Annotated in this window: 18 protein-coding genes and 1 riboswitch; of the genes, 7 read left to right on the forward strand and 11 right to left on the reverse strand. The window is 73.7% G+C overall.

All coding sequences use genetic code 11. The annotated features are described in order from the left end of the window. Positions 1–708: a glycerophosphodiester phosphodiesterase gene (locus WA788_RS26975; RefSeq protein WP_335981515.1), complete on the forward strand. Its 708-nt coding sequence runs from the start codon at positions 1–3 to the stop codon at positions 706–708. Positions 709–828: 120 nt separating this feature from the next. Here the strand turns inward: WA788_RS26975 and WA788_RS26980 are convergent, their stop codons facing one another. Next, on the reverse strand, positions 829–2,274 hold the full coding sequence (locus tag WA788_RS26980; protein ID WP_335981516.1) for a gamma-aminobutyraldehyde dehydrogenase: 1,446 nt from the start codon (positions 2,272–2,274) through the stop codon (positions 829–831). Between the two features lie 206 nt (positions 2,275–2,480). Here WA788_RS26980 and WA788_RS26985 point away from each other — a divergent pair, with 206 nt between their 5' ends. From WA788_RS26985 to WA788_RS27005, 5 genes are all read left to right on the forward strand, one after another. After that, a complete protein-coding gene (locus WA788_RS26985; protein WP_335981623.1) occupies positions 2,481–2,942 on the forward strand; it encodes an Lrp/AsnC family transcriptional regulator in 462 nt (153 codons plus the stop codon). A 2-nt stretch (positions 2,943–2,944) separates the two neighbouring features. Further along, positions 2,945–4,324 (forward strand): aspartate aminotransferase family protein, encoded by a 1,380-nt coding sequence (locus WA788_RS26990; protein WP_335981517.1) that lies wholly within the window; start codon positions 2,945–2,947, stop codon positions 4,322–4,324. Positions 4,325–4,516: 192 nt separating this feature from the next. Beyond that, positions 4,517–5,311 carry an ABC transporter ATP-binding protein gene (locus WA788_RS26995; RefSeq protein ID WP_335981520.1) on the forward strand — a complete coding sequence of 265 codons (795 nt, stop codon included), beginning with the start codon at positions 4,517–4,519 and terminating at the stop codon, positions 5,309–5,311. A 61-nt stretch (positions 5,312–5,372) separates the two neighbouring features. Next, positions 5,373–6,563, forward strand: a complete 1,191-nt coding sequence (locus WA788_RS27000; RefSeq protein ID WP_335981522.1) for a hypothetical protein — start codon at positions 5,373–5,375, stop codon at positions 6,561–6,563. A gap of 441 nt (positions 6,564–7,004) precedes the next feature. After that, positions 7,005–8,081 carry an LOG family protein gene (locus WA788_RS27005; RefSeq protein WP_335981625.1) on the forward strand — a complete coding sequence of 359 codons (1,077 nt, stop codon included), beginning with the start codon at positions 7,005–7,007 and terminating at the stop codon, positions 8,079–8,081. A gap of 6 nt (positions 8,082–8,087) precedes the next feature. Here the strand turns inward: WA788_RS27005 and WA788_RS27010 are convergent, their stop codons facing one another. The 9 genes from WA788_RS27010 to rpsB all read right to left on the reverse strand — a co-directional run bounded on the left by WA788_RS27010 (position 8,088) and on the right by rpsB (position 18,101). Then, positions 8,088–9,164, reverse strand: coding sequence for an ABC transporter ATP-binding protein (locus WA788_RS27010; RefSeq protein ID WP_443034100.1), 1,077 nt, complete (start codon positions 9,162–9,164; stop codon positions 8,088–8,090). Further along, positions 9,161–10,768 (reverse strand): ABC transporter permease, encoded by a 1,608-nt coding sequence (locus WA788_RS27015; RefSeq protein ID WP_335981629.1) that lies wholly within the window; start codon positions 10,766–10,768, stop codon positions 9,161–9,163. The genes WA788_RS27010 and WA788_RS27015 overlap by 4 nt, the downstream gene beginning before the upstream one ends. Positions 10,769–10,911: 143 nt before the next feature. Further along, complete coding sequence (locus WA788_RS27020; protein ID WP_335981524.1) at positions 10,912–12,018, reverse strand: thiamine ABC transporter substrate-binding protein; 1,107 nt, start codon at positions 12,016–12,018, stop codon at positions 10,912–10,914. Continuing rightward, a riboswitch (TPP riboswitch) is annotated at positions 12,010–12,153 on the reverse strand. Its footprint overlaps the gene before it by 9 nt. An 81-nt stretch (positions 12,154–12,234) precedes the next feature. Then, positions 12,235–13,353 carry a 23S rRNA (adenine(2503)-C(2))-methyltransferase RlmN gene (rlmN, locus tag WA788_RS27025; protein WP_335981526.1) on the reverse strand — a complete coding sequence of 373 codons (1,119 nt, stop codon included), beginning with the start codon at positions 13,351–13,353 and terminating at the stop codon, positions 12,235–12,237. A gap of 79 nt (positions 13,354–13,432) precedes the next feature. Next, positions 13,433–14,476: a phosphatidate cytidylyltransferase gene (locus tag WA788_RS27030; RefSeq protein WP_435130954.1), complete on the reverse strand. Its 1,044-nt coding sequence runs from the start codon at positions 14,474–14,476 to the stop codon at positions 13,433–13,435. 32 nt (positions 14,477–14,508) lie between these two features. Next, positions 14,509–15,066 (reverse strand): ribosome recycling factor, encoded by a 558-nt coding sequence (gene frr / locus WA788_RS27035; RefSeq protein WP_335981631.1) that lies wholly within the window; start codon positions 15,064–15,066, stop codon positions 14,509–14,511. 118 nt (positions 15,067–15,184) lie between these two features. Further along, a complete protein-coding gene (gene pyrH / locus WA788_RS27040; RefSeq protein ID WP_335981529.1) occupies positions 15,185–15,994 on the reverse strand; it encodes a UMP kinase in 810 nt (269 codons plus the stop codon). Positions 15,995–16,238: 244 nt separating this feature from the next. Next, positions 16,239–17,075, reverse strand: a complete 837-nt coding sequence (gene tsf, locus WA788_RS27045) for a translation elongation factor Ts (protein WP_335981531.1) — start codon at positions 17,073–17,075, stop codon at positions 16,239–16,241. A gap of 114 nt (positions 17,076–17,189) precedes the next feature. After that, a complete protein-coding gene (gene rpsB, locus WA788_RS27050; protein WP_335981532.1) occupies positions 17,190–18,101 on the reverse strand; it encodes a 30S ribosomal protein S2 in 912 nt (303 codons plus the stop codon). Positions 18,102–18,634: 533 nt separating this feature from the next. On the opposite strand from rpsB, the gene WA788_RS27055 reads away from it, so the two are divergent. Continuing rightward, the gene (locus WA788_RS27055) at positions 18,635–19,099 is read left to right on the forward strand and encodes a peptidoglycan DD-metalloendopeptidase family protein (protein WP_335981533.1); all 465 of its coding nucleotides are present in this window, start codon (positions 18,635–18,637) and stop codon (positions 19,097–19,099) included. 108 nt (positions 19,100–19,207) lie between these two features. Here the strand turns inward: WA788_RS27055 and WA788_RS27060 are convergent, their stop codons facing one another. Next, positions 19,208–20,092: an LLM class F420-dependent oxidoreductase gene (locus tag WA788_RS27060; RefSeq protein WP_335981535.1), complete on the reverse strand. Its 885-nt coding sequence runs from the start codon at positions 20,090–20,092 to the stop codon at positions 19,208–19,210. Positions 20,093–20,103 lie beyond the last annotated feature (11 nt).

Raw genomic sequence — 20,103 nt, forward strand, 5'->3', positions numbered from 1 at the left:
GTGGCCGCGCGCCCTGGGCGCCGGGTAACGGTCGTCGCCCACAGGGGCGACCCTTACGCCCACCGCGAGAACACGCTGCCGTCGGTGCGTTCGGCGCTGCGCAAGGGCGCGGACGTCGTGGAGGTGGACGTCCGCCTCACCCGGGACGGCGTGCCGGTGCTGCTGCACGACCCGACGCTGGAGCGGCTGTGGGGCGTCGTGGCGCCGGTGGCCTCGCTGGCCTACGACGAGGTGGCCGAGGCGACCGGCGGCGGGGTGCCGTCCTTCGCGGCCGCGCTCGCCGAGCTGCTGGCCGGCCCGGACCGGACACGGATGCTGATCGACCTGACCGAGGCCGACCAGGCGCCCGCGGCCGTCCGGGCGGTACGGGAGGCGGGTGCGGCGGACCGGGTCTACTACTGCGGGAAGCTGGCCGCGATGCGCCAGGTGCGGGCCCTGGAGCCCGCCGCCGAGATCGCGATGACCTGGACGACGTCCGCGCGCCCGGCCGACGCGCTGCTGGACGGCCTCGCCCCGCGCTGGCTCAACCTCCGCTTCGGGCTGGCCGATCCGGCGACGGTGGCGTGGGCGCACGACCGCGGGCTGCTGGTCGCCGCCTGGACCGCCGACTGGCGCCGCTCGATGTCCCGCCTGGTCGCGGCCGGGGTGGACGCGGTCACCACCAACCGTCCGGAGGTGCTGCTGCGGCTGCGCGCGAAGGCGGCCTGAGCACCGTACGGTGCCCGGGCACCGTACGCGGCCCGGGCACCGTACGCGGCGCGTGGCCGTGACGCGCCGGCGGCCGGTCCGCACTCCTCGGTGCGCACCGGCCGCCGGCGGCGTTCGCGCTCACGCCTCCAGCGAGGTCATGACGTGCTTGATGCGGGTGTAGTCCTCGAAGCCGTACGCGGACAGGTCCTTGCCGTAGCCGGACTGCTTGAACCCGCCGTGCGGCATCTCGGCGACCAGCGGGATGTGGGTGTTGATCCACACGCAGCCGAAGTCGAGCTTCTTCGACATCCGCATCGCCCGGCCGTGGTCCTTGGTCCACACCGAGGAGGCCAGGCCGTAGTCCACGTCGTTGGCCCAGGTGACCGCCTGCTCCTCGTCGGTGAACGACTGGACGGTGATGACCGGGCCGAACACCTCGCGCTGCACCGCCTCGTCGTCCTGCCGCAGCCCGGAGACGACGGTGGGCGCGTAGAAGTAGCCCTCCTCGCCGACCCGGTGGCCGCCGGCCTCGACCTTGGCGTGCGCGGGCAGCCGGTCGACGAACCCGGCGACCTGGGCGAGCTGGTTGGCGTTGTTGAGCGGGCCGAAGAGCACGTCCTCGTCGTCGGGCAGGCCGGTCCTGGTGGCGGCGGCGGCCTTGGCCAGCGCCGCGGTGAACTCCTCGCGCACGCCCTCCTGCACGAGCACCCGGCAGGCGGCGGTGCAGTCCTGGCCGGCGTTGAAGAACCCGGCGAGGGCGATGTCCTCGGCGGCCTTGGCGAGCGCCTGGCTGTCGAGGTCGTCGAAGACCACCACCGGCGCCTTGCCGCCCAGTTCCAGGTGCACCCGCTTGACGTCCTTGGCGGCGGACCCGGCGACCTCGATGCCGGCCCGGACCGAGCCGGTGATGGACGCCATCGCCGGCACCGGGTGCTCGACCATCAGCCGGCCGGTGTCGCGGTCGCCGCAGACCACGTTGAACACGCCCTTGGGCAGCACCCCGGCGATGATCTCGGCGAGCAGCACGGTGGAGGCCGGGGTGGTGTCGGAGGGCTTGAGCACCACGGTGTTGCCCGCCGCGATCGCCGGGGCGAACTTCCACACCGCCATCATCATCGGGTAGTTCCACGGCGCGACCTGCGCGCACACCCCGACCGGCTCGCGCCGCACGATCGAGGTCAGGCCCTCCATGTACTCGCCGGCCGAGCGGCCCTCCAGCAGCCGGGCGGCGCCGGCGAAGAACCGGATCTGGTCCACCATCGGCGGGACCTCCTCGCTCGCGGTGAGCGCGAGCGGCTTGCCGGTGTTCTCGCTCTCCACCGCGACCAGTTCGTCCGCGCGCGCCTCGATGGCGTCGGCGATCCTCAGCAGCGCCTTCTGCCGCTCGGCGGGCGTGGTGTCGCGCCAGCCGGGGAAGGCCGCCCGGGCGGCGGCCATCGCCGCGTCGACGTCGGCCCTGCCGGACAGCGGCGCGGTCGCGTACGCCCGGCCGGTGACCGGACTGACCACCTCGGTGGTGCGCCCGTCGGCGGCGTCGCGGAATTCTCCGTCGATGTGGTTGCGCAGAGTACGGAGTTCGGTCACGGCGCTTGCTCCCTGGTCCATCCGGTTCGTGTCCATGTAGTGAGACGCCGCCCAGCTTAACGCCAGGACTGCCGTATTCGACACGCCCGCCGGGCTACAACAACCGATTCAGTGTTGCAGGCGGCTTAACACAACGGAATTCATCGTGCGGGGCTTGCGGGACCGTCGACCTCTCCTGCACAGTGGTGCGCGTGGCCACTCGTGACATGAACGGCGCCTCCGCCTCGATAGACGCGGTCTCGAAGGCGATCATCGAACAGCTCCAGGAGGACGGGCGCCGCCCGTACGCGGCGATCGGCAAGGCGGTGGGGCTGTCCGAGGCCGCGGTGCGCCAGCGGGTGCAGAAGCTGCTGGACCAGGGCGTGATGCAGATCGTCGCGGTGACCGACCCGCTCACCGTCGGCTTCCGCCGCCAGGCGATGGTCGGCGTCAACATCGAGGGCGACCTCGAGCCGGTCGCCGACGCGCTCGCGGCCCTCGACGAGGTCGAGTACGTGGTGCTCACCGCCGGCTCGTTCGACCTGCTGGTGGAGATCGTCTGCGAGGACGACGACCACCTGCTGGAGATGATCAACAAGCGCATCCGCGCGCTGCCGGGCGTCCGCACCACCGAGACCTTCGTCTACCTCAAGCTCCGCAAGCAGACCTACACCTGGGGAACCAGATAGCCATGACCGCTTCGCACGCCGAGCAGCCCGACCAGTCGAAGTCCGCCTACGACCACCTGTGGATGCACTTCACCCGCATGTCGGACTACCAGGACGCCCCGGTGCCGACCATCGTCCGCGGCGAGGGCGCGTCCATCTACGACGCGCGCGGCAAGCGCTACATCGACGGCCTGTCCGGGCTGTTCGTGGTGCAGGCCGGGCACGGACGCCACGAACTCGCCGAGACCGCCTACAAGCAGGCGCAGGAGCTGGCCTTCTTCCCGATCTGGAGCTACGCCCACCCCAAGGCGGTCGAGCTCGCCGAGCGGCTGGCCGGGTACGCGCCCGGCGACCTGAACAAGGTCTTCTTCACCACCGGCGGCGGCGAGGCGGTGGAGACCGCCTGGAAGCTGGCGAAGCAGTACCACAAGCTGACCGGCAACCCCACCAAGTACAAGGTGATCTCGCGGGCGGTCGCCTACCACGGCACCCCGCAGGGCGCCCTGTCCATCACCGGACTGCCCGCGCTCAAGGCCCCGTTCGAACCGCTGGTGCCCGGCGCCCGCAAGGTGCCCAACACCAACATCTACCGCGCCCCGATCCACGGCGACGACCCGGAGGCGTTCGGCCGCTGGGCCGCCGACCAGATCGAGCAGGAGATCCTCTTCGAGGGCCCCGACACCGTGGCCGCGGTCTTCCTCGAACCGGTGCAGAACGCCGGCGGCTGCTTCCCGCCGCCGCCCGGCTACTTCCAGCGGGTCCGCGAGATCTGCGACCGGTACGGGGTGCTGCTCGTCTCCGACGAGGTGATCTGCGCGTTCGGGCGGCTGGGCACCATGTTCGCCTGCGACAAGTTCGACTACGTGCCCGACATGATCACCTGCGCCAAGGGCATGACCTCCGGCTACTCCCCGATCGGCGCGTGCGTCGTCTCCGACCGGCTCGCCGAGCCGTTCTACCGCGACGGCAACACCTTCCTGCACGGCTACACCTTCGCCGGCCACCCCGTCTCGGCGGCCGTGGCCCTCACCAACCTCGACATCTTCGAGCGCGAGGGGCTCAACCAGCACGTGCTGGACCACGAGGCGGCCTTCCGCGCCACCCTCGACCAGCTGCGGGACCTGCCGATCGTCGGCGACGTGCGCGGCAACGGCTTCTTCTACGGCATCGAGCTGGTCAAGGACAAGGCGACCAAGGAGACGTTCACCGACGAGGAGACCGAGCGCGTGCTGTACGGCTTCCTGTCCAAGGCGCTCTTCGACAACGGGCTGTACTGCCGCGCCGACGACCGCGGCGACCCGGTGATCCAGCTCGCCCCGCCGCTCATCGCCGAGCAGCCGCTCTTCGACGAGATCGAGTCCATCCTGCGCGGCGTGCTCAAGGAGGCGTGGACGAAGCTCTGACCGGCCGCCGGCCGCTGAGCACGGACCGCAGCCCGCCCCCTGCCGCCCGGCAGGGGGCGGGCTGCGCCGATCGGGGGGTTCGCGGGGGCGCCTGCGGGGCGAGCGCGGCGGCCGCGCATAGCGTGCCGAGCAGTGACCGGACACGTCCCGGGCTCGTTGCCCGGGTGAACTCGCGATCCGCGGAGGTACGGCATGGAGGCCCCGCCCGACAACGACGTGCTCTGGGCTCGCGCCCTGCGTCACTCCTACCAGGGCTCGCCCGCGCTGCTCGGCGTGTCGGTCAGCGTGCGGGCCGGGGAGATCCTCGCGCTCGCCGGACCGCGCGGCGCGGGCAAGTCGACGCTGCTGCGCTGCCTTTCCGGACAGCTCGTCCCCGACGAGGGCGAGGTCTGGTTCAACAGCGGCCCGGTGCACACGCTGCCCGACCCCGCCCGCGAGCGGCTGCGCCGCGACCGGTTCGGCTGGGTCGGCACCGACCCGCACCTGCTGCCCGAGCTGAACGTGTGGGAGAACGCCGCCCTGCCGCTGCTGCTGCGCGGCGAGAGCAGCCGGACCGCGCGGACCGCCACCCGCGAGTGGCTGGAGCGCCTCGACATCGGCGACGTCGCCCGCAGCCGGCCGGCCGGGCTGTCCGCCGCGCAGCGCCAGCGCATCGCCGTGGCCCGCGCGCTGGTCACCGGCCCGGCCGTGGTCTTCGCCGACGAGCCGACCGCGACGCTGCACCGCGACGACCGGGCGCACGTGCTGCGCACCCTCACCAGCGCGGCCCGCTCCCACGGCATCACCGTCGTGCTGGCCACGGCCGACCCCGACATCGCCGCGCACGCCGACCGGACCGTGCCCTTCGCCGACGGCCGCGTGGTGACCGCCGCGCCGGAGCAGAACTCGGGCCAGGGCGCCGCCCAGGGCAAGGGGCCGGCCCAGGGCAAGGGCAAGGGGACGGGGCAGAACCCGGACCTGGCCGCTCCCCGCCCGGCCAGCGTATGAACGCCCGCGTACGGCGCCCGCGCCCCGGGCGGAGCGCGGCCGGCCGCGGGGGGTGCGGCCGGTGCTGAGCCTGCGGCTGCTGCGCGGGGCGAGTCCGGCGGCGCTCGGCCGGTGGGTACTGGCCGCCCTCGCGTCGTGCGGCACCGGACTGCTGCTGCTGGCGGCCCTCGGCTGGGCGCTGGCCCACCCGGGCGGCGCCTCGCACACGGTGGTACGCCTCGGCTGGTGCGTGGTGCCGGCGATCGTCAGCGTGCAGCTGGCGGTCGCGGTGGGCCGCGCCCAGTCGACCGGCTGGCCCCGGGCCGGGCTCACCGCGGTCGGCCTGGGCCGGAACGGCCTGGTGCTGCTCGCCGCGGCGACGGTGACCCTGGTGTGCGCGTGCGGCAGCGTGCTGGCGCTGCTGGTCTTCCTCCAACTGCGCGGCGACGTGACCGGTGTGCCCTACCACGGCGTCGGCCCCGGGCTCCTGGCGGCGGGCCACAGCCTGCCGCTCGCCGGGGCGGTCACGCTGCTGGCCCTGGTCCCGCTGGCGGCGGGCGCCGCGAGCGCGGCACGGCTGCGCACCGAGCAGCGCCCCGACGGACGGCGGACGGACGGGCAGCGGCCGGACCGGGGCCGTGCCCGCCCGGGCGGCCCGGACGCGGGCGCGATCGAACCGGACGAGCAGGTGCCCGCCGGGCTCCCGTGGGGCGTCGCGCTGATCGCCGTCGGGCTGGCGCTCGAGGCGACGGCCCCCGACCGGCACACCTTCCCGCTGCCCAGCGGCCTGGGCGCGATGGCGCCGGCCGCGGTCGGCGGCTGGGTGCTCACCGCCGCCGGGCTGGTGCTGGCCGGCCCCGGACTGGTCCACGCCTGCGGGCGGTTGCTCGCCGCCTACCGGCCCGGCGGGCTGCGGCTGCTGGCCGGGCGCGGGCTCCAGCACGAGGCGCGGCGGCTCGGCCGCCCGCTCGGCCTGCTCTCGGCGACCGTGGCGGCGCTGGTGGCCGGCTACGGCCTGCACCAGGACAGCGGCCGCAGCCTCGGGCCGGTCACCACCTTCGCGGTGCTGCTGATCTGCATGTGCGTGCTGGCCTCGGCCGCGCTGGCCGCGCGGGAGTCCCACGCCGCGCGCGCGTCCGCGCGGGCCGCGCTGCGCGAACTCGCGGCGCCCGCCGCGGTGCTGCGCGCGTCGGCGGCGGTACGGGCCGGCGTGCTGGCGGTCGCGTTCCTGGTGCCGGCCCTGCTGGTCGCGGCGCTCTCGCCGACGCCCTAGCGCTTCCTCTCCCGGTCCGTAGCCCGTCCCCTTCCCGGCCCGTAACCCGCCCCCTTCCCGGTCCGTAGCCCGTCCCCTTCCCGGCCCGTAACCCGTCCCCGTCCCGGCCCGTAGCCCCTCCCCTTCCCGGCCCGTAACCCGTCCCCGTCCCGGCCCGTGGCCCCTCCCCGTCCCGATCCGTCCCCGGCGCCGCGCGCGGTCCTCCCGCACGCGGCGCCGCGTCAACGGCGCGCCGCCGGTGTCCCTCTTCGCGGCGGCCCGGCGCCGACCTCGGCGCGCTATCGTGCTCGCGTGGCAGCGCCTACCTCCCCAGACTCGCCCCGTCCCTCCCGTCCGCGGCTGCCGCGTCCCGCGGCCGGCCCGTACCGCGGCCCGGTGCCGCCCGAGCCGCCGAAGGCGCCCTCCGGCGCCGCGCCGGAGGGCGTCCGCCGGACCCGCGAGGTGGAGACGCTGGAGGAGTTCGACGCGGTCGCGCTCGGCGGGTCCTTCGCGGACTGCCGGGTGCGGGCGGTGGACCTGACCTCCCGCACCTTCGCGCTGCTGGTCACCGACACCTCGCAGGCGGTCTTCCTCGGCTGCCCGATGGAACCGCAGGCGCTGGCCCAGGTGCGGGCCGGCGGCGCGCTGGTCTTCCCTCCGGTGCCCGGCCTGCCCTTCGACCCCTACCGCGCGGCGCCCTACCGGCCCGAGGAGCTGTACGCGGGCGTGGCCGAGAGCGGCTACGGCGCGACACCGGACGCGCTGACGTACGACTGGTGGCTGCGGACCGCCGCCGAGCGCGACGTGTTCGCCTCCATGCTGCGCTCCATCCACGACGACGCGGTCTCCGACGCCCTGGACGAGCAGCTCGGCGGCGAGCAGGTGGTGGGCGTGCTGGGCGGGCACGCCATGGAGCGCGGCACCCCGGCGTACGCGGGCGCCGCCCGGCTGGGCCGCGCGCTGGCCACCGCCGGGCTGACCGTGGCGACCGGCGGCGGCCCGGGCGCGATGGAGGCGGCGAACTTCGGGGCGTACGCGGCCGCGTACGACGACGTGATGCTCGGCAAGGCGCTCGACGTCCTCGCGGGCACCCCGTCCTTCGCGCCCTCCGTCGACGCCTGGGCGTCCACCGCCTTCGAGGTGCGCGAGCGCTGGCCGGACGGCGGGCCCTCCTACGGCCTGCCCACCTGGTTCTACGGCCACGAGCCGCCCAACCCGTTCGCCGCGCACATCGCGAAGTTCTTCGCGAACGCCACCCGTGAGGACGGGCTCCTGACGCGCTGCACCGCCGGCGCCGTCTTCCTTCCGGGCGCCGCCGGCACCGTCCAGGAGGTCTTCGACGCCGCCACCGCCAACTACTACGGCTCGCACGGCGACCCGGCCCCCATGGTCCTGGTCGACCACGCCCACTGGACCGCCGAGCTGCCCGTCTGGCCGCTGCTCCAGGCCCTCGCCGACGGCCGGCCCATGAGCGCGCGCATCACCCTGGTCGACAGCGTCGACGAGGTGCCCGCGGCGCTGGCCCGCCTCAGCGCGTAGCCCGCCTCACCCCGCGGCCGGGCGTTCGCCGGGAGCGGCCCGTACGGCGGAGCGGGCGAGGACGACGACGTCCTCGGGGGCGAACACCGCGCCCACCCGGGCGCCGATCTCCGGCGCGTCGCGCAGCGCGCACTCCGCTTCGAGGGCGGGCCCCTGCGCGGGCTGGAGCAGCACTCCCACGTGGCCGCCGCGGAAGGTCCGCGAGACCACCTCGCAGCGCGGTCCGGCGCCGTCGGCCGGCCCGAGCCGTACGCCCGAGGGCCGCACGAGCAGGCGGTGCTCGCCGTCGGGGGTGCCGTCGGGGACGGCGAGCTTGCCCCAGGCGGTCACCGCGACACCACCGCTGACCACGGCGTCGGTGATGTTGTCGAACCCCAGGAAGCGGGCCACGAACTCCGAGCCGGGCTGCTGCCACACCTCGAGGGGTGTACCGCTGCGCACGATTCGCCCGTCGCGCATCACCACCACCCGGTCCGCGAGCGCGAACGCCTCCCCCTGGTCGTGCGTGACGGCCAGCACGGTGGTGCCCAACTGCCCGAACAGCCGGCGCAGTTCGACCACCAGCCGTTCGCGCAGGGAGCGGTCGAGCTGGCCGAGCGGCTCGTCGAGCATCAGCAGCCGCGGCTCGGGCGCGAGGGCGCGGGCCAGCGCGACCCGCTGCTGCTCGCCGCCGGAGAGGGTGGCGACGGGGCGGGCCGCGGCGCCGGGCAGCCCCACCAGGTCCAGCAGTTCGGCGGTCCGCCGCTCGCGGTCCTGGCGCGGCATCCCGTGCATGCGCGGCCCGAACGCCACGTTGCCGCCGACGTCGCGCTGCGGGAAGAGCTGGTGGTCCTGGAACATCAGCCCGACCCCGCGGTGGTGCGCGGGCACGCCCCGCTGGTCGGCGCCGTCCAGCAGCACCCGGCCGCCGTCGAGCGCCTGGAGCCCGGCGACGGTGCGCAGCAGGGTGGACTTGCCGCTGCCGGACGGCCCGAGCACGCAGACGATCTCGTGCGCGGCCGCGTCCACGCTCACCTCGTCCAGCGCGGCGCGCGCCCCGAACCGTACGGTGGCCGCGTCCACGCGCAGCAGGGTGCCGGTCATCGCGACCTCTCCGACAGCGGGTACTCCAGGATCAGCAGGCTGGCCGCGCAGACCACCATGAGGATGGTGCTCAGCGCCATCGCCTGGCCGTAGTTCATCTCGCCGGCCCGGCCGAGCAGGCGGGCGACGGCGACCGGCAGGGTGGGGCTGTCGGGGCGGGCGATGAAGACCGTGGCGCCGAACTCGCCGAGCGAGACGGCGAACGCGAACCCGGCCGCGATGCCCAGGGCCCGCCGTACCAGCGGGAGTTCGACCTCGCGCCAGACCCGCAGCGGGGAGGCGCCCAGCATCGCCGCGGCCTCCCGCAGCCGTTCGTCGACGGCCCGCAGCACCGGCAGCATCACCCGCACCACGAACGGCGCGCCGACCAGCGCCTGGGCCAGCGGCACCAGCAGCCAGGAGTCCCGCAGGTCCAGCGGCGGCTTGTCGAGGGCGATCAGGAAGCCGAAGCCGACGGTGACCGCGGAGGTGCCCAGCGGCAGCATCATCAGCCCGTCGAACCCGCGCATCAGCCGGCCGCCGCGGCGGGTCAGGGCGGCCGCGGCCAGCCCGCCGACGACCAGGGCGATCACGGTGGCGGCGGCCGCGTAGCGCACCGAGTTCCAGACGGTCCGCAACGGTGGGACGAGGAAGGTGCCGTCGCCGCCGGTGGTGCCGAGCGCGCGGTAGAAGGCCAGGCCGTAGCCGTTCGGGCCGTCGAAGGAGCGGGCGGCGAGCACGCCGAGCGGCAGCAGGATCAGCAGCGCGACCGAGGCGAGGACGGCGGCCAGCAGCGCGCGTTCGCCCCGGCCGCGCGGGCGGTGCGCGGTGCCGGCCGGGTCGACCAGGCGCAGCGCGGACTCCCCACGCCGGGTGGTCCAGGCGTGCACGGCCAGGATCGCGGCCACGGCGGCGAACTGGAGCAGGGTGAGCACGGCCGCGGTGGGCAGGTCGAAGATCTCGGCGGTCTCCCGGTAGATCTCGACCTCCAGGGTGGCGCGGGTGGGGCCGCCGAGGATCTGGATGACGCCGAAGGAGGTGAAGGTGAACAGGAAGACCATCACCCCGGCGGCCGCGACGGCAGGCCCGAGCGCGGGCAGGGTGACGCGGCGCCAGGCGGCGAGGCGGCCCGCGCCGAGCATGCGGGCGGCCTCCTCCTGGCGCGGGTCGAGCTGGGCCCACAGGCCGCCGACGGTGCGGACGACCACGGCGTAGTTGAAGAAGACGTGCGCAATGAGGATCGCCCACACCGAGGTGTCCAGGCGCACCCCGAACAGGCTGTCGGTGAAGCCGCCCTGCCCCAGCAGCGCGAGGAACGCCGAGCCCGCGACGACGGTCGGCAGCACGAACGGCACCGTGACCACGGCCCGCAGCAGCCGCTTGCCGGGGAAGTCCAGCCGCGCGAAGGCGTACGCCCCCGGCAGGGCGACCACCAGGGTCAGCGCGGTGGAGGCGGCCGCCTGCCAGCAGGTGAACCACAGCACGTGCCGGACCGAGCCGTCGCCGAGGACGTCGCCGATCCGGCCGAGCTGCCAGCGGCCGCCCTCGTGCAGACCGCGGCCGACGATCGCCGCCACGGGGTAGGCGAAGAAGGCGGCGAAGAACGCCAGCGGCAGTGCGGCCAGGGCCGCTCCGGTGAGGACGCGGCGGCTACCGCGGTGGGAGTCGGCCCGCGGCGCGGCGTTGCGCGGTGCGGCCTTGCGCGGCAGCCCGTTCTTCGGCGCTCCCTCCCGCGGCGCTCCCTCCCGCGGCGCTCCCTCCCGCGGCGCTACAGGACGATCGAGTTCCACGACTTCACCCAGTCGTCCCGCTTCGCGGCGATCTTGTCGGGCGCCAGCGTCGTGGGGTGCGGGACCTTCGCGCCGTACTTGGTGAACACCTCGGGTTCGACCGCGCCCTTCACGACCGGGTCGACGTACATCTGGAGCGGCATGTCCTGCTGGAAGGTCCGGCTGAGCATGAAGTCGATGAACGCCTTGGCGCCGGCGGGGTTCTTCGCGCCGTGCAGCAGCCCGGCGAACTCGATCTGGCGGAAGCAGGTGCCGGTGGCCACCCCGACGGGCGACTGCGCGGGCTGCGGGGTGACGCCGACCACCTCGGCGGGTGGGCTGGAGGCGTAGGAGACGACCAGCGGCTTGCTGCCCTTGGCCTTCTTGCCGGCGGCCGACCCGGAGAAGGCGTTGTCGTACGCCTGCTCCCAGCTGTCGACGACCTGCACGCCGTTGGCCTTCAGCTTCTTCCAGTACGCCTGCCAGCCGGAGTCGCCGTAGGTGGCGGCGGTGCCCAGCAGGAAGGCGAGCCCCGGGGAGGAGGTGGAGACGTTCTCGGTGACGAGCAGGTTCTTGTACTGCGGCTTGACCAGGTCGGCGAAGGTCTGCGGCGGCGCGAGGTGGTGGGAGGTGAAGTAGGCGCGGTCGTAGTTGACGCACACGTCGCCGGAGTCGATCGGCGTCACGCGGTGCTTGGCGGCGTCCAGTTGCACGTCCGCGGCGACCTGGTCCAGGCCCTTGGCGGTGTAGGAGTCGAACAGGCCGTTGCTCAGGGCGCGGGAGAGCAGGGTGTTGTCGACGCCGAAGAAGACGTCGCCGCGCGGGTGGTCCTTGGTGAGGATGGCCTGGTTGACCGCGGCGCCCGCGTCGCCGCCGCGCAGCACCTTGACGGTGTAGCCGGTCTCCTTGGTGAACTGCGCGAGCACCGAGGAGGAGGCGGCGAACGAGTCGTGGCTGACCAGGGTGACGGTCTTGGAGGGCTTGCCGGCGGCCGAGGAGGAGCCGGAACCGGAGCCGGAGCTCGAGCCGCAGCCGGCGAGGACGGTGGCGCCGGCGGTGGCGAGGACGAGCGCGCCGATGGCACGCCGACGGATGGTGCTGTTCACTGTGTGACTCCCTACGCCGGTATGACCCGGATCAGGTGGGAGGGTCTGCGGCCTGGGTCCCTCGACGGTCCTGCCGTCGGATCGGGTCCCAGCCGCACTCTCAGCGCCGTCTCAGGCGCTCCCCTGTCGGATGTTCACTTGTCCTGCGGTTCTGCGGTCGTGCTTGTCACGCTGCCATGCATGCCGTTGGTACGACGAACACACCAGCGCACCGTATCAGCGTGCGGAGGCGGCGAGCTGACCGCAGGCCCCGTCGATCTCCTGGCCGCGGGTGTCGCGGACGGTCACCGGCACGCCGTGCGCCTCCAGTGCGGCCACGAACGCCCGCTCGTCCTCCGGCCGGGAGGCGGTCCACTTGGAGCCGGGGGTGGGGTTGAGCGGGATCAGGTTCACGTGCACCCGGTGGTTCTTCAGCAGCCGGCCGAGCCGGTCGGCGCGCCACGCCTGATCGTTGACGTCGCGGATCAGGGCGTACTCGATGGAGACGCGGCGGCCGGAGACGTCGGCGTAGTGCCAGGCGGCGTCGAGCACCTCGCGGACCTTCCAGCGGGTGTTGACCGGCACGAGGGTGTCGCGCAGCTCGTCGTCGGGGGCGTGCAGGGACACCGCGAGGCGGCATTTGAAGCCCTCGTCGGCGAAGCGGTGCATGGCCGGGACCAGGCCGACGGTGGAGACGGTGATGCCGCGCTGCGACAGCCCCAGCCCGTCGGGCGCCGGATCGGTCAGGCGCCGGATCGCGTCGACGACCCGGCGGTAGTTCGCGAGCGGCTCGCCCATGCCCATGAAGACGATGTTCGACAGCCGGTCCGGGGCGCCGGCCGCGCTGCCGGGCACGTCGCCGTCGCGCAGGGACCGCATCCCGGCGACGATCTGGTGCACGATCTCGGCCGTCGACAGGTTGCGGTCCAGGCCCGCCTGGCCGGTCGCGCAGAACGGGCAGTTCATCCCGCAGCCGGCCTGCGACGAGATGCACATCGTCACCCGGTCCGGGTACCGCATCAGCACCGACTCGACGAGCGTCCCGTCGAAGAGCCGCCACAGCGTCTTGCGGGTCTCCCCGTCGTCGCACGAGGCGTGCCGCACCACCGTCATCAGCTCCGGCAGCAGGTCGCCGGCCAGCTTCCCCCGGGCCGCCGCCGGAATGTCCGTCCACGTCGCCGGATCGTCCGCGTAGCGCGCGAAGTAGTGCTGCGACAACTGCTTCGCCCGGAACGGCTTCTCCCCCAGCGCCGCCACCGCCTCCCTCCGCTCCGCGGGCGAAAGATCAGCAAGATGCCGCGGCGGCTTCTTGGCCCCGCGCGGCACGGCAAACGTCAGTTCTCCGGGTACAGGCATGATGCCTACCAGTGTCGCAGACTCCGCGCGGTGCGCCGTTCGTGCTGCGCGCGGCCGGGACGGGGCCGGGAGGCGGGGGTCAGCCCTGGCCGACGAAGGAGACGAGGAGGAGCCAGACGACGGGGGCGGTGGGGAGGAGGGAGTCGAGGCGGTCCATGATGCCGCCGTGGCCCGGGAGGAGGGTGCCCATGTCCTTGATGCCGAGGTCGCGTTTGATCATGGACTCGCCGAGGTCGCCGAGGGTGGCGCTGACCGCCGCGGCCAGGCCCAGGAGCAGGCCCTGCCACCAGTGGCCGCCGTCGATGAAGTACTGCATGAGCAGGGCGCCGACGACCATCGCGAAGCTGATCGCGCCGACCAGGCCCTCGCGGGTCTTGCCGGGGCTGATCCGGGGCGCGAGCTTGTGGCTGCCGAAGCGCCAGCCGACCGCGTAGGCGCCGGTGTCGCTGATCACGGTGAGCAGCAGGAAGACCAGCACCCGCCGCGGACCGTCGTCGGCGGCGAGCATCATGACCACGAACGTGGCGAGGAACGGCACGTAGAACGCGGCGAACACGGCCGCGGTGACGTCCCGCAGGTAGTCCTCGGGCGGGGTGGCCATCCGCCAGACCAGCACCGCGAGCGCGGTGAGCGCCATCGCGATCCACGCGCCGTCGGCACCGCGGACGTACCCGGCGATCACCATCGCGGTGCCGCCGACCGCCAGCGGGACCAGCGGCGCGTGGATCTGCTTGCGCTCGGCGAGCCGGGAGGTCAGCTCCCACAGCCCGACGACCACCGCGACCACGACGATCCCGACGAAGACCGCCTTGACCACGAACAGCGCCGCCACGACCACCGCACCGAGGCCGACACCGACCCCTATCGCCGCCCGCAGGTCGCGCCCGGCGGACTTCTTCGCGGCCGGCGGTGGGTCCTGGGGCGGCGCGGACGGTGGCGGTGGCATGGTGGAGATCTTCCTCCTGACCCCGGGCTCCGTGGCGGAACCCGCCGCGTGACCGGCGCGTGGCGAAGCGCCCCAGGAAGAATCGTTCACGGAACGTCGCCTCGCGTCGTCGTCAGGTTGGTGGTCGGCCGGGGGGAACGTGCGGCGGTCCGGCCCGGACGCGCAGGGTCCGGCCAGGACACATCAGGTGCGCGGGAGCTCCGCGGAGGTCAGACCTCCAGCAGCTCCGCTTCCTTGTGCTTGAGCAGCTCGTCGACCTGCGCCACGTACTTCGCCGTGGTGTCGTCCAGCTCCTTCTCCGCGCGGCGCACCTCGTCCTCGCCGCTCTCGCCGTCCTTGACGAGCTTGTCCAGCGTCTCCTTGGCCTTGCGGCGGACGCTGCGGATGGAGATCTTCGCGTCCTCGCCCTTGGCCTTGGCGACCTTGATGTACTCGCGCCGCCGCTCCTCGGTGAGCTGCGGGAACACCACGCGGATGATCCGGCCGTCGTTGCTGGGGTTCACGCCGAGGTCGGAGTTGCGGATCGCCTCTTCGATGTTGCGCAGGCTGCTGCTGTCGAAGGGGGTGATCACGGCCATCCGCGGCTCGGGCACGGCGAAGGAGGCGAGCTGGTTGATCGGGGTGACCGCGCCGTAGTACTCGGCGACGATCTTGTTGAACATCGCCGGGTGCGCACGGCCGGTGCGGATCGCCGCGAAGTCGTCCTTGGCGACGACGACGGCCTTCTCCATCTTCTCCTCGGCCTCGAGGAGGGTCTCTTCAATCACCATGTGCTCCTGGTATTCAGAAGGCAGAGCCGTCGGGTCCGGGCCCCTGCGCGCGTCTTCGTGCTCTTCCTGCACGGTGTCGGACCGGGCAGCCTGTTGTCCATACCGGCCTCGCCGGTCACGCCCTGGTGCCCTGGTCGTTGACCAGCGTGCCGATCTTCTCACCCTTGACCGCGCGGGCGATGTTGCCCTCGGCGAGCAGTTCGAAGACCAGGATCGGCAGTTTGTTGTCCTGGCAGAGGGTGATCGCGGTGAGGTCGGCGACCCGCAGGTCGCGGGCGATCAGCTCGCCGTACTCCAGGGCGTCGAAGCGGACGGCGTTCGGGTTGTGCTTCGGGTCGGAGTCGTAGACCCCGTCCACCCCGTTCTTGCCCATCAGCATCGCCACCGCGTCGATCTCCAGGGCGCGCTGCGCGGCGGTGGTGTCGGTGGAGAAGTAGGGCATGCCCATGCCGGCGCCGAAGATGACCACGCGGCCCTTCTCCAGGTGCCGGACGGCGCGCAGCGGGATGTAGGGCTCGGCGACCTGGCCCATGGTGATGGCGGTCTGCACTCGGGTCTCGATGCCCTCCTTCTCCAGGAAGTCCTGGAGGGCGAGGCAGTTCATCACGGTGCCGAGCATGCCCATGTAGTCGGAGCGGGCGCGGTCCATGCCGCGCTGCTGGAGTTCCGCGCCGCGGAAGAAATTGCCGCCGCCGAGCACGACCGCGATCTCGTAGCCCTCGCGGACCACCGCGGCGATCTCCCGGGCGATGGCGTGCACCACGTCGGGGTCGACGCCGAGCCCGCCGCCGCCGGCGAACGCCTCGCCGGAGAGCTTGAGCAGGTAGCGGCGCGGAGCGGTCCCGTCGCGGCCTTCGTGCTGCTGCCCGCCGCCCTCGTGGGTGTGGTCGCGGGCCTTGCGGGCGCCTTCGGCACCATCATCCATGGGAGATCTCCTCGTGCACGTACCGAGGAGGCCATTGCCGTGGGTCCTTGTCGGTTCCCGGTACGGCAATGGCCTCCTCGTCACCTCTGCGGCCGGCCGGCGGGCGGCCGGCCGCGTACGGCCCTGGCGGACCGTCTGTCTTGCCCCGCGCGGCCGCCGGGCGGCCGTACGGACATCGGTGGCAGCCCGCGGCGGCCGAGTCGGTGTCTGCGGCCGGACCGGCGGGTGCCGGTGGGTGCGGACGTCAGACGCCGACGCGGAAGCGCGCGAAGGCCTTCAGGGTGACCCCGGCCTCGTCGAGCACCTTCTGCACGGTCTTCTTCGCGTCCTTGGCGAACGCCTGCTCCAGGACGACGTTCTCCTTGAAGAAGCCGTTGACCCGGCCCTCGACGATGCGCGGCAGGGCGGCGTCGGGCTTGCCCTCCTCGCGCGCGGTCGCCTCGGCGACGCGGCGCTCGTTGGCCACTGTCTCCTCGTCGATCTCGTCGCGGGTGAGGAACTTCGGGGCGAACGCGGCGATGTGCTGCGCGACGTCCTTGGCGGTCTGCGCGTCGGCCTTGTCCAGCTCGACCAGCACGCCGACCTGCGGGGGCAGGTCCGGGCTGGTGCGGTGCAGGTAGGAGGCGACGTAGCCGCCGGTGAACTGCGCGAAGCGGTCCAGCACGATCTTCTCGCCGAGGGTGGCGTTGGCCTCGTCGACGAACGCCTGGACGGTCTGGCCGTCCTTGATCTCGGAGGCGAGCAGCGCGCCGAGGTCGGCCGGCTTGGTGGCGGCGACGTGGGCGGCGATCGCGTCGGCGACGGCGACGAACTTGTCACCCTTGGCGACGAAGTCGGTCTCGCACTTCAGCTCGACGAGGACGCCCTCGGAGTTGTCGGCGGCGATGAGGGAGACGACGGCGCCGTTGGAGGCCGAGCGGCCCTCGCGCTTGGTGACGCCCTTCTGGCCCTTGACGCGGAGGATCTCGACGGCCTTGTCCAGGTCGCCTTCGGCCTCGGTGAGGGCGTTCTTGCAGTCCATCATGCCCGCGGCGGTGAGCTCGCGGAGCTTCTTGACGTCGGCGGCGGTGAAGTTCGCCATGGGTGTGAGTCTCTTCCCGGATGGTCGGTGGATCTACGGGTGAACGGCGGGGGCGCTCGGCCCCCGCCGTTGTCACGCGTGGTGCTGTTCCCGGACGCTCGCGTCCGCGGGCGGTCAGGCGCCGGTGGCGGCGTCGCCCTCGGTGGTGGCGGGCTTCTCGTCGGCCGGGGCGGCGGCGGGCGCCTCCTCCGCCGGGGCGGCGGCCTCGTCGGCCGGGGCGTCGGCAGAGGCGGGGGCCTCGGCATCGGCCTTCTTCTCGCCCTCGAGCAGGTCGCGCTCCCACTCGGCGAGCGGCTCGGCGGCGCCTTCGGCCTTCTTGTCGCCGGTGGCGGCGCCGGAGCGGGCGATGAGGCCCTCGGCGACGGCGTCGGCGATCACGCGGGTGAGCAGCGTGACGGAGCGGATCGCGTCGTCGTTGCCCGGGATCTTGTAGTCGACCTCGTCGGGGTCGCAGTTGGTGTCGAGGATCGCGACGACCGGGATGCGGAGCTTGCGCGCCTCACCGACGGCGATGTGCTCCTTCTTGGTGTCCACGATCCAGACGGCGCTGGGCACCTTCTGCATCTCGCGGATACCGCCGAGGGTCTTCTCCAGCTTGTCCTTCTCGCGGGAGAGGACGAGCAGTTCCTTCTTGGTGAGGCCGGAGGCGGCCACGTCCGCGAAGTCGATCTCCTCGAGCTCCTTCAGGCGCTGCAGGCGCTTGTAGACGGTCGAGAAGTTGGTGAGCATGCCGCCCAGCCAGCGCTGGTTGACGTAGGGCATGCCGACGCGGGACGCCTGCTCGGCGATGGCCTCCTGCGCCTGCTTCTTGGTGCCGACGAACATGATGGAGCCGCCGTGCGCGACGGTCTCCTTGACGAACTCGTAGGCGCGGTCGATGTACGACAGCGACTGGAGCAGGTCGATGATGTAGATGCCGTTGCGCTCGGTGAAGATGAAGCGCTTCATCTTCGGGTTCCAGCGGCGGGTCTGGTGCCCGAAGTGGACGCCGCTCTCCAGCAGCTCCCGCATCGTGACGACGGCCATGGCCGTACTCCTTGAGGTACTCGGTTACCGCGGCCGCCGGACGGTGGCCGCGCCTGACGTCCCGACGCGCCGTGCCACAGGGGACCGAGGGGCGCGGCCACCGCCCGTGACCATCAAGGTCCGGGGTTGGTGGCGGGGCGTGCGAAGTCGACCCGGTGACCCGGGTCGCCAGGGAAAGTGTACGGGACCGCCGGAGCCGCGGGCGACACCCGAGTTGTCCACAGGGCGCGGACCAAGATCATCGCGGGCGGGGCGCGGTGGGTCATCGTGGGGACATGGCGTACACGGCGGTGTGGTTGACGGTGGTGGCGGTGGTGCTGGCGGCGGGCGGAAGCGTGGCGGCCGGGGCCGAGGGCGGGGCGGGCACGGGAGTTGGGGACGGCACCCGGGCCCGGGCATGGGAGGCGGCGGGGCCGGGGCCCGGGTCTGGAGCGGGGTCGGCAGCGAGGTCGGGGTCGGCAGCGGGGTCGGGGTCGGCAGCGGGGTCGGCGGGCTGTACGGGGCCGCCGGGTCCGGCGGCGCGGTGCTGGCCGGTGGTGGGGCCGGGGGCGCGGGGCCGCCCGCTGGTGCTGCGTGCGTTCGAGCCGCCGGCGACACCGTGGGCGGCCGGGCACCGCGGGGTCGATCTGGCGGCCGGGGCGGGGGCTTCGGTGCGGGCGGCCGCCGCGGGCGAGGTGGCGTTCGCCGGGCCGGTCGGGGGCGTCCCGGTGGTGGTCGTGGCGCTGACCGGCGGTCTGCGCACCACCTACGAACCGGTACGGGCCGCGGTCGCGGTGGGTGCGGCGGTGGCGGCCGGGGACCGGGTGGGCGAGGTGGCCGTAGGGCGGCTGCCGCACTGCCCGGAGGTGTGTGTGCACTGGGGGCTGCTGCGCGGGGACGTCTACCTCGACCCGCTCACCCTGCTCCCGCCGGTGCTGCGCCGGGCCGGGCCGTCCCGGTTGCTGCCGGTGGCGGGGGCGGGCGGCGGCGGGAAAGGGGTGAGCGGGCGGAAGGGGTGAGCGCGGCTGCCGGGCGGGCGGCGGACGTGGGCGGGGCCGCGGAGTGGGGCGGTGGAGCGGGGCCGCGGAGCCGGGCGGGCCGCGCGGTGGCGGCCCGCCCGGGCCGGATCAGCTCAGCGGCAGTACGGCGGCCAGCTCGCGCCACTCCTCACGCGGCAGGGCGCCGTCGGGGCGCAGCACCTGGAGGGCCACGTGGTCGGCGCCGGCCTCGTGGTAGGCGGCGACGCGGGTGCGGACGTCGACGGTGTCGCCGATCGCGAACAGGGCCTCGAGCAGGGCGTTGCTGCCGCCGTCGGCGAAGTCCTCGTCGGTGAAGCCGAGCCGGCGCCAGTTGTTCACGTAGTTGGGCAGCTGGAGGTAGCCGGCGAGGGCGGCGCGCGCGGTCTGGCGGGCCCGGACGAGGTCGGCGTCGAGGACGACGCCCAGCTCGGGGGCGAGCAGCCGGTCCGGGCCGAGGGCGGCGCGGGCCTGTGCGACGTGCTCGACGGTGACCAGGTACGGGTGGGCGCCGGCGGAGCGGTCCGCGGCCAGCTTGAGCATGCGGGGGCCGAGGGCGGCGAGCACCCGCCGGGCGGGCGGCACGGGGACGGGTGCGGAGTCCAGGCCGTCGAGGAACTCGACCATCTTCGCGTACGGGTGCGCGTACCCCTCGGTGATCGGGGCGTGGCTGACGCCGAGGCCGAGCAGGAACCGCTCGGCGGCGCCGGGCTCCAGCGCGGCGACGTCCCGGGCGACTTCCTCGGCGGGCTGGTTCCAGACGCTGAGGATGCCGGTGGCCAGGGTGATGCGGCGGGTCGCGGCGAGCAGCGGCACGGCGCGGGCCACCCGGGGCGAGCCGCCGAGCCAGATCGCGCCGTAGCCGAGTTCGTCCAGCTCCGCGGCGGCCGCGCGGTTCTCGTCCGGGGACTCGGCGTTGTCCTGGCTGAGCTGGACGGCCCACACGCCGACCCGGCCGATGTTCTGCTGCGGTGTTCCTGGGGCTTGTGAAGTCATAACAGCGGCAA

This window comes from Streptomyces sp. CA2R106, assembly GCF_037034245.1.
GTDB lineage: Bacteria > Actinomycetota > Actinomycetes > Streptomycetales > Streptomycetaceae > Actinacidiphila.

What these genes read in the sequence shown, in the direction of transcription:
- WA788_RS26985 (WP_335981623.1), top strand. Translation starts at nt 2,481, where the DNA reads ATGAACGGCGCCTCCGCCTCGATAGACGCGGTCTCGAAGGCGATCATC.
- WA788_RS26990 (WP_335981517.1), top strand. Translation starts at nt 2,945, where the DNA reads ATGACCGCTTCGCACGCCGAGCAGCCCGACCAGTCGAAGTCCGCCTAC.
- WA788_RS26995 (WP_335981520.1), top strand. Translation starts at nt 4,517, where the DNA reads ATGGAGGCCCCGCCCGACAACGACGTGCTCTGGGCTCGCGCCCTGCGT.
- WA788_RS27010 (WP_443034100.1), bottom strand. Translation starts at nt 9,164, where the DNA reads ATGACCGGCACCCTGCTGCGCGTGGACGCGGCCACCGTACGGTTCGGG.
- rlmN (WP_335981526.1), bottom strand. Translation starts at nt 13,353, where the DNA reads ATGCCTGTACCCGGAGAACTGACGTTTGCCGTGCCGCGCGGGGCCAAG.
- pyrH (WP_335981529.1), bottom strand. Translation starts at nt 15,994, where the DNA reads ATGGATGATGGTGCCGAAGGCGCCCGCAAGGCCCGCGACCACACCCAC.
- tsf (WP_335981531.1), bottom strand. Translation starts at nt 17,075, where the DNA reads ATGGCGAACTTCACCGCCGCCGACGTCAAGAAGCTCCGCGAGCTCACC.
- rpsB (WP_335981532.1), bottom strand. Translation starts at nt 18,101, where the DNA reads ATGGCCGTCGTCACGATGCGGGAGCTGCTGGAGAGCGGCGTCCACTTC.
- WA788_RS27060 (WP_335981535.1), bottom strand. Translation starts at nt 20,092, where the DNA reads ATGACTTCACAAGCCCCAGGAACACCGCAGCAGAACATCGGCCGGGTC.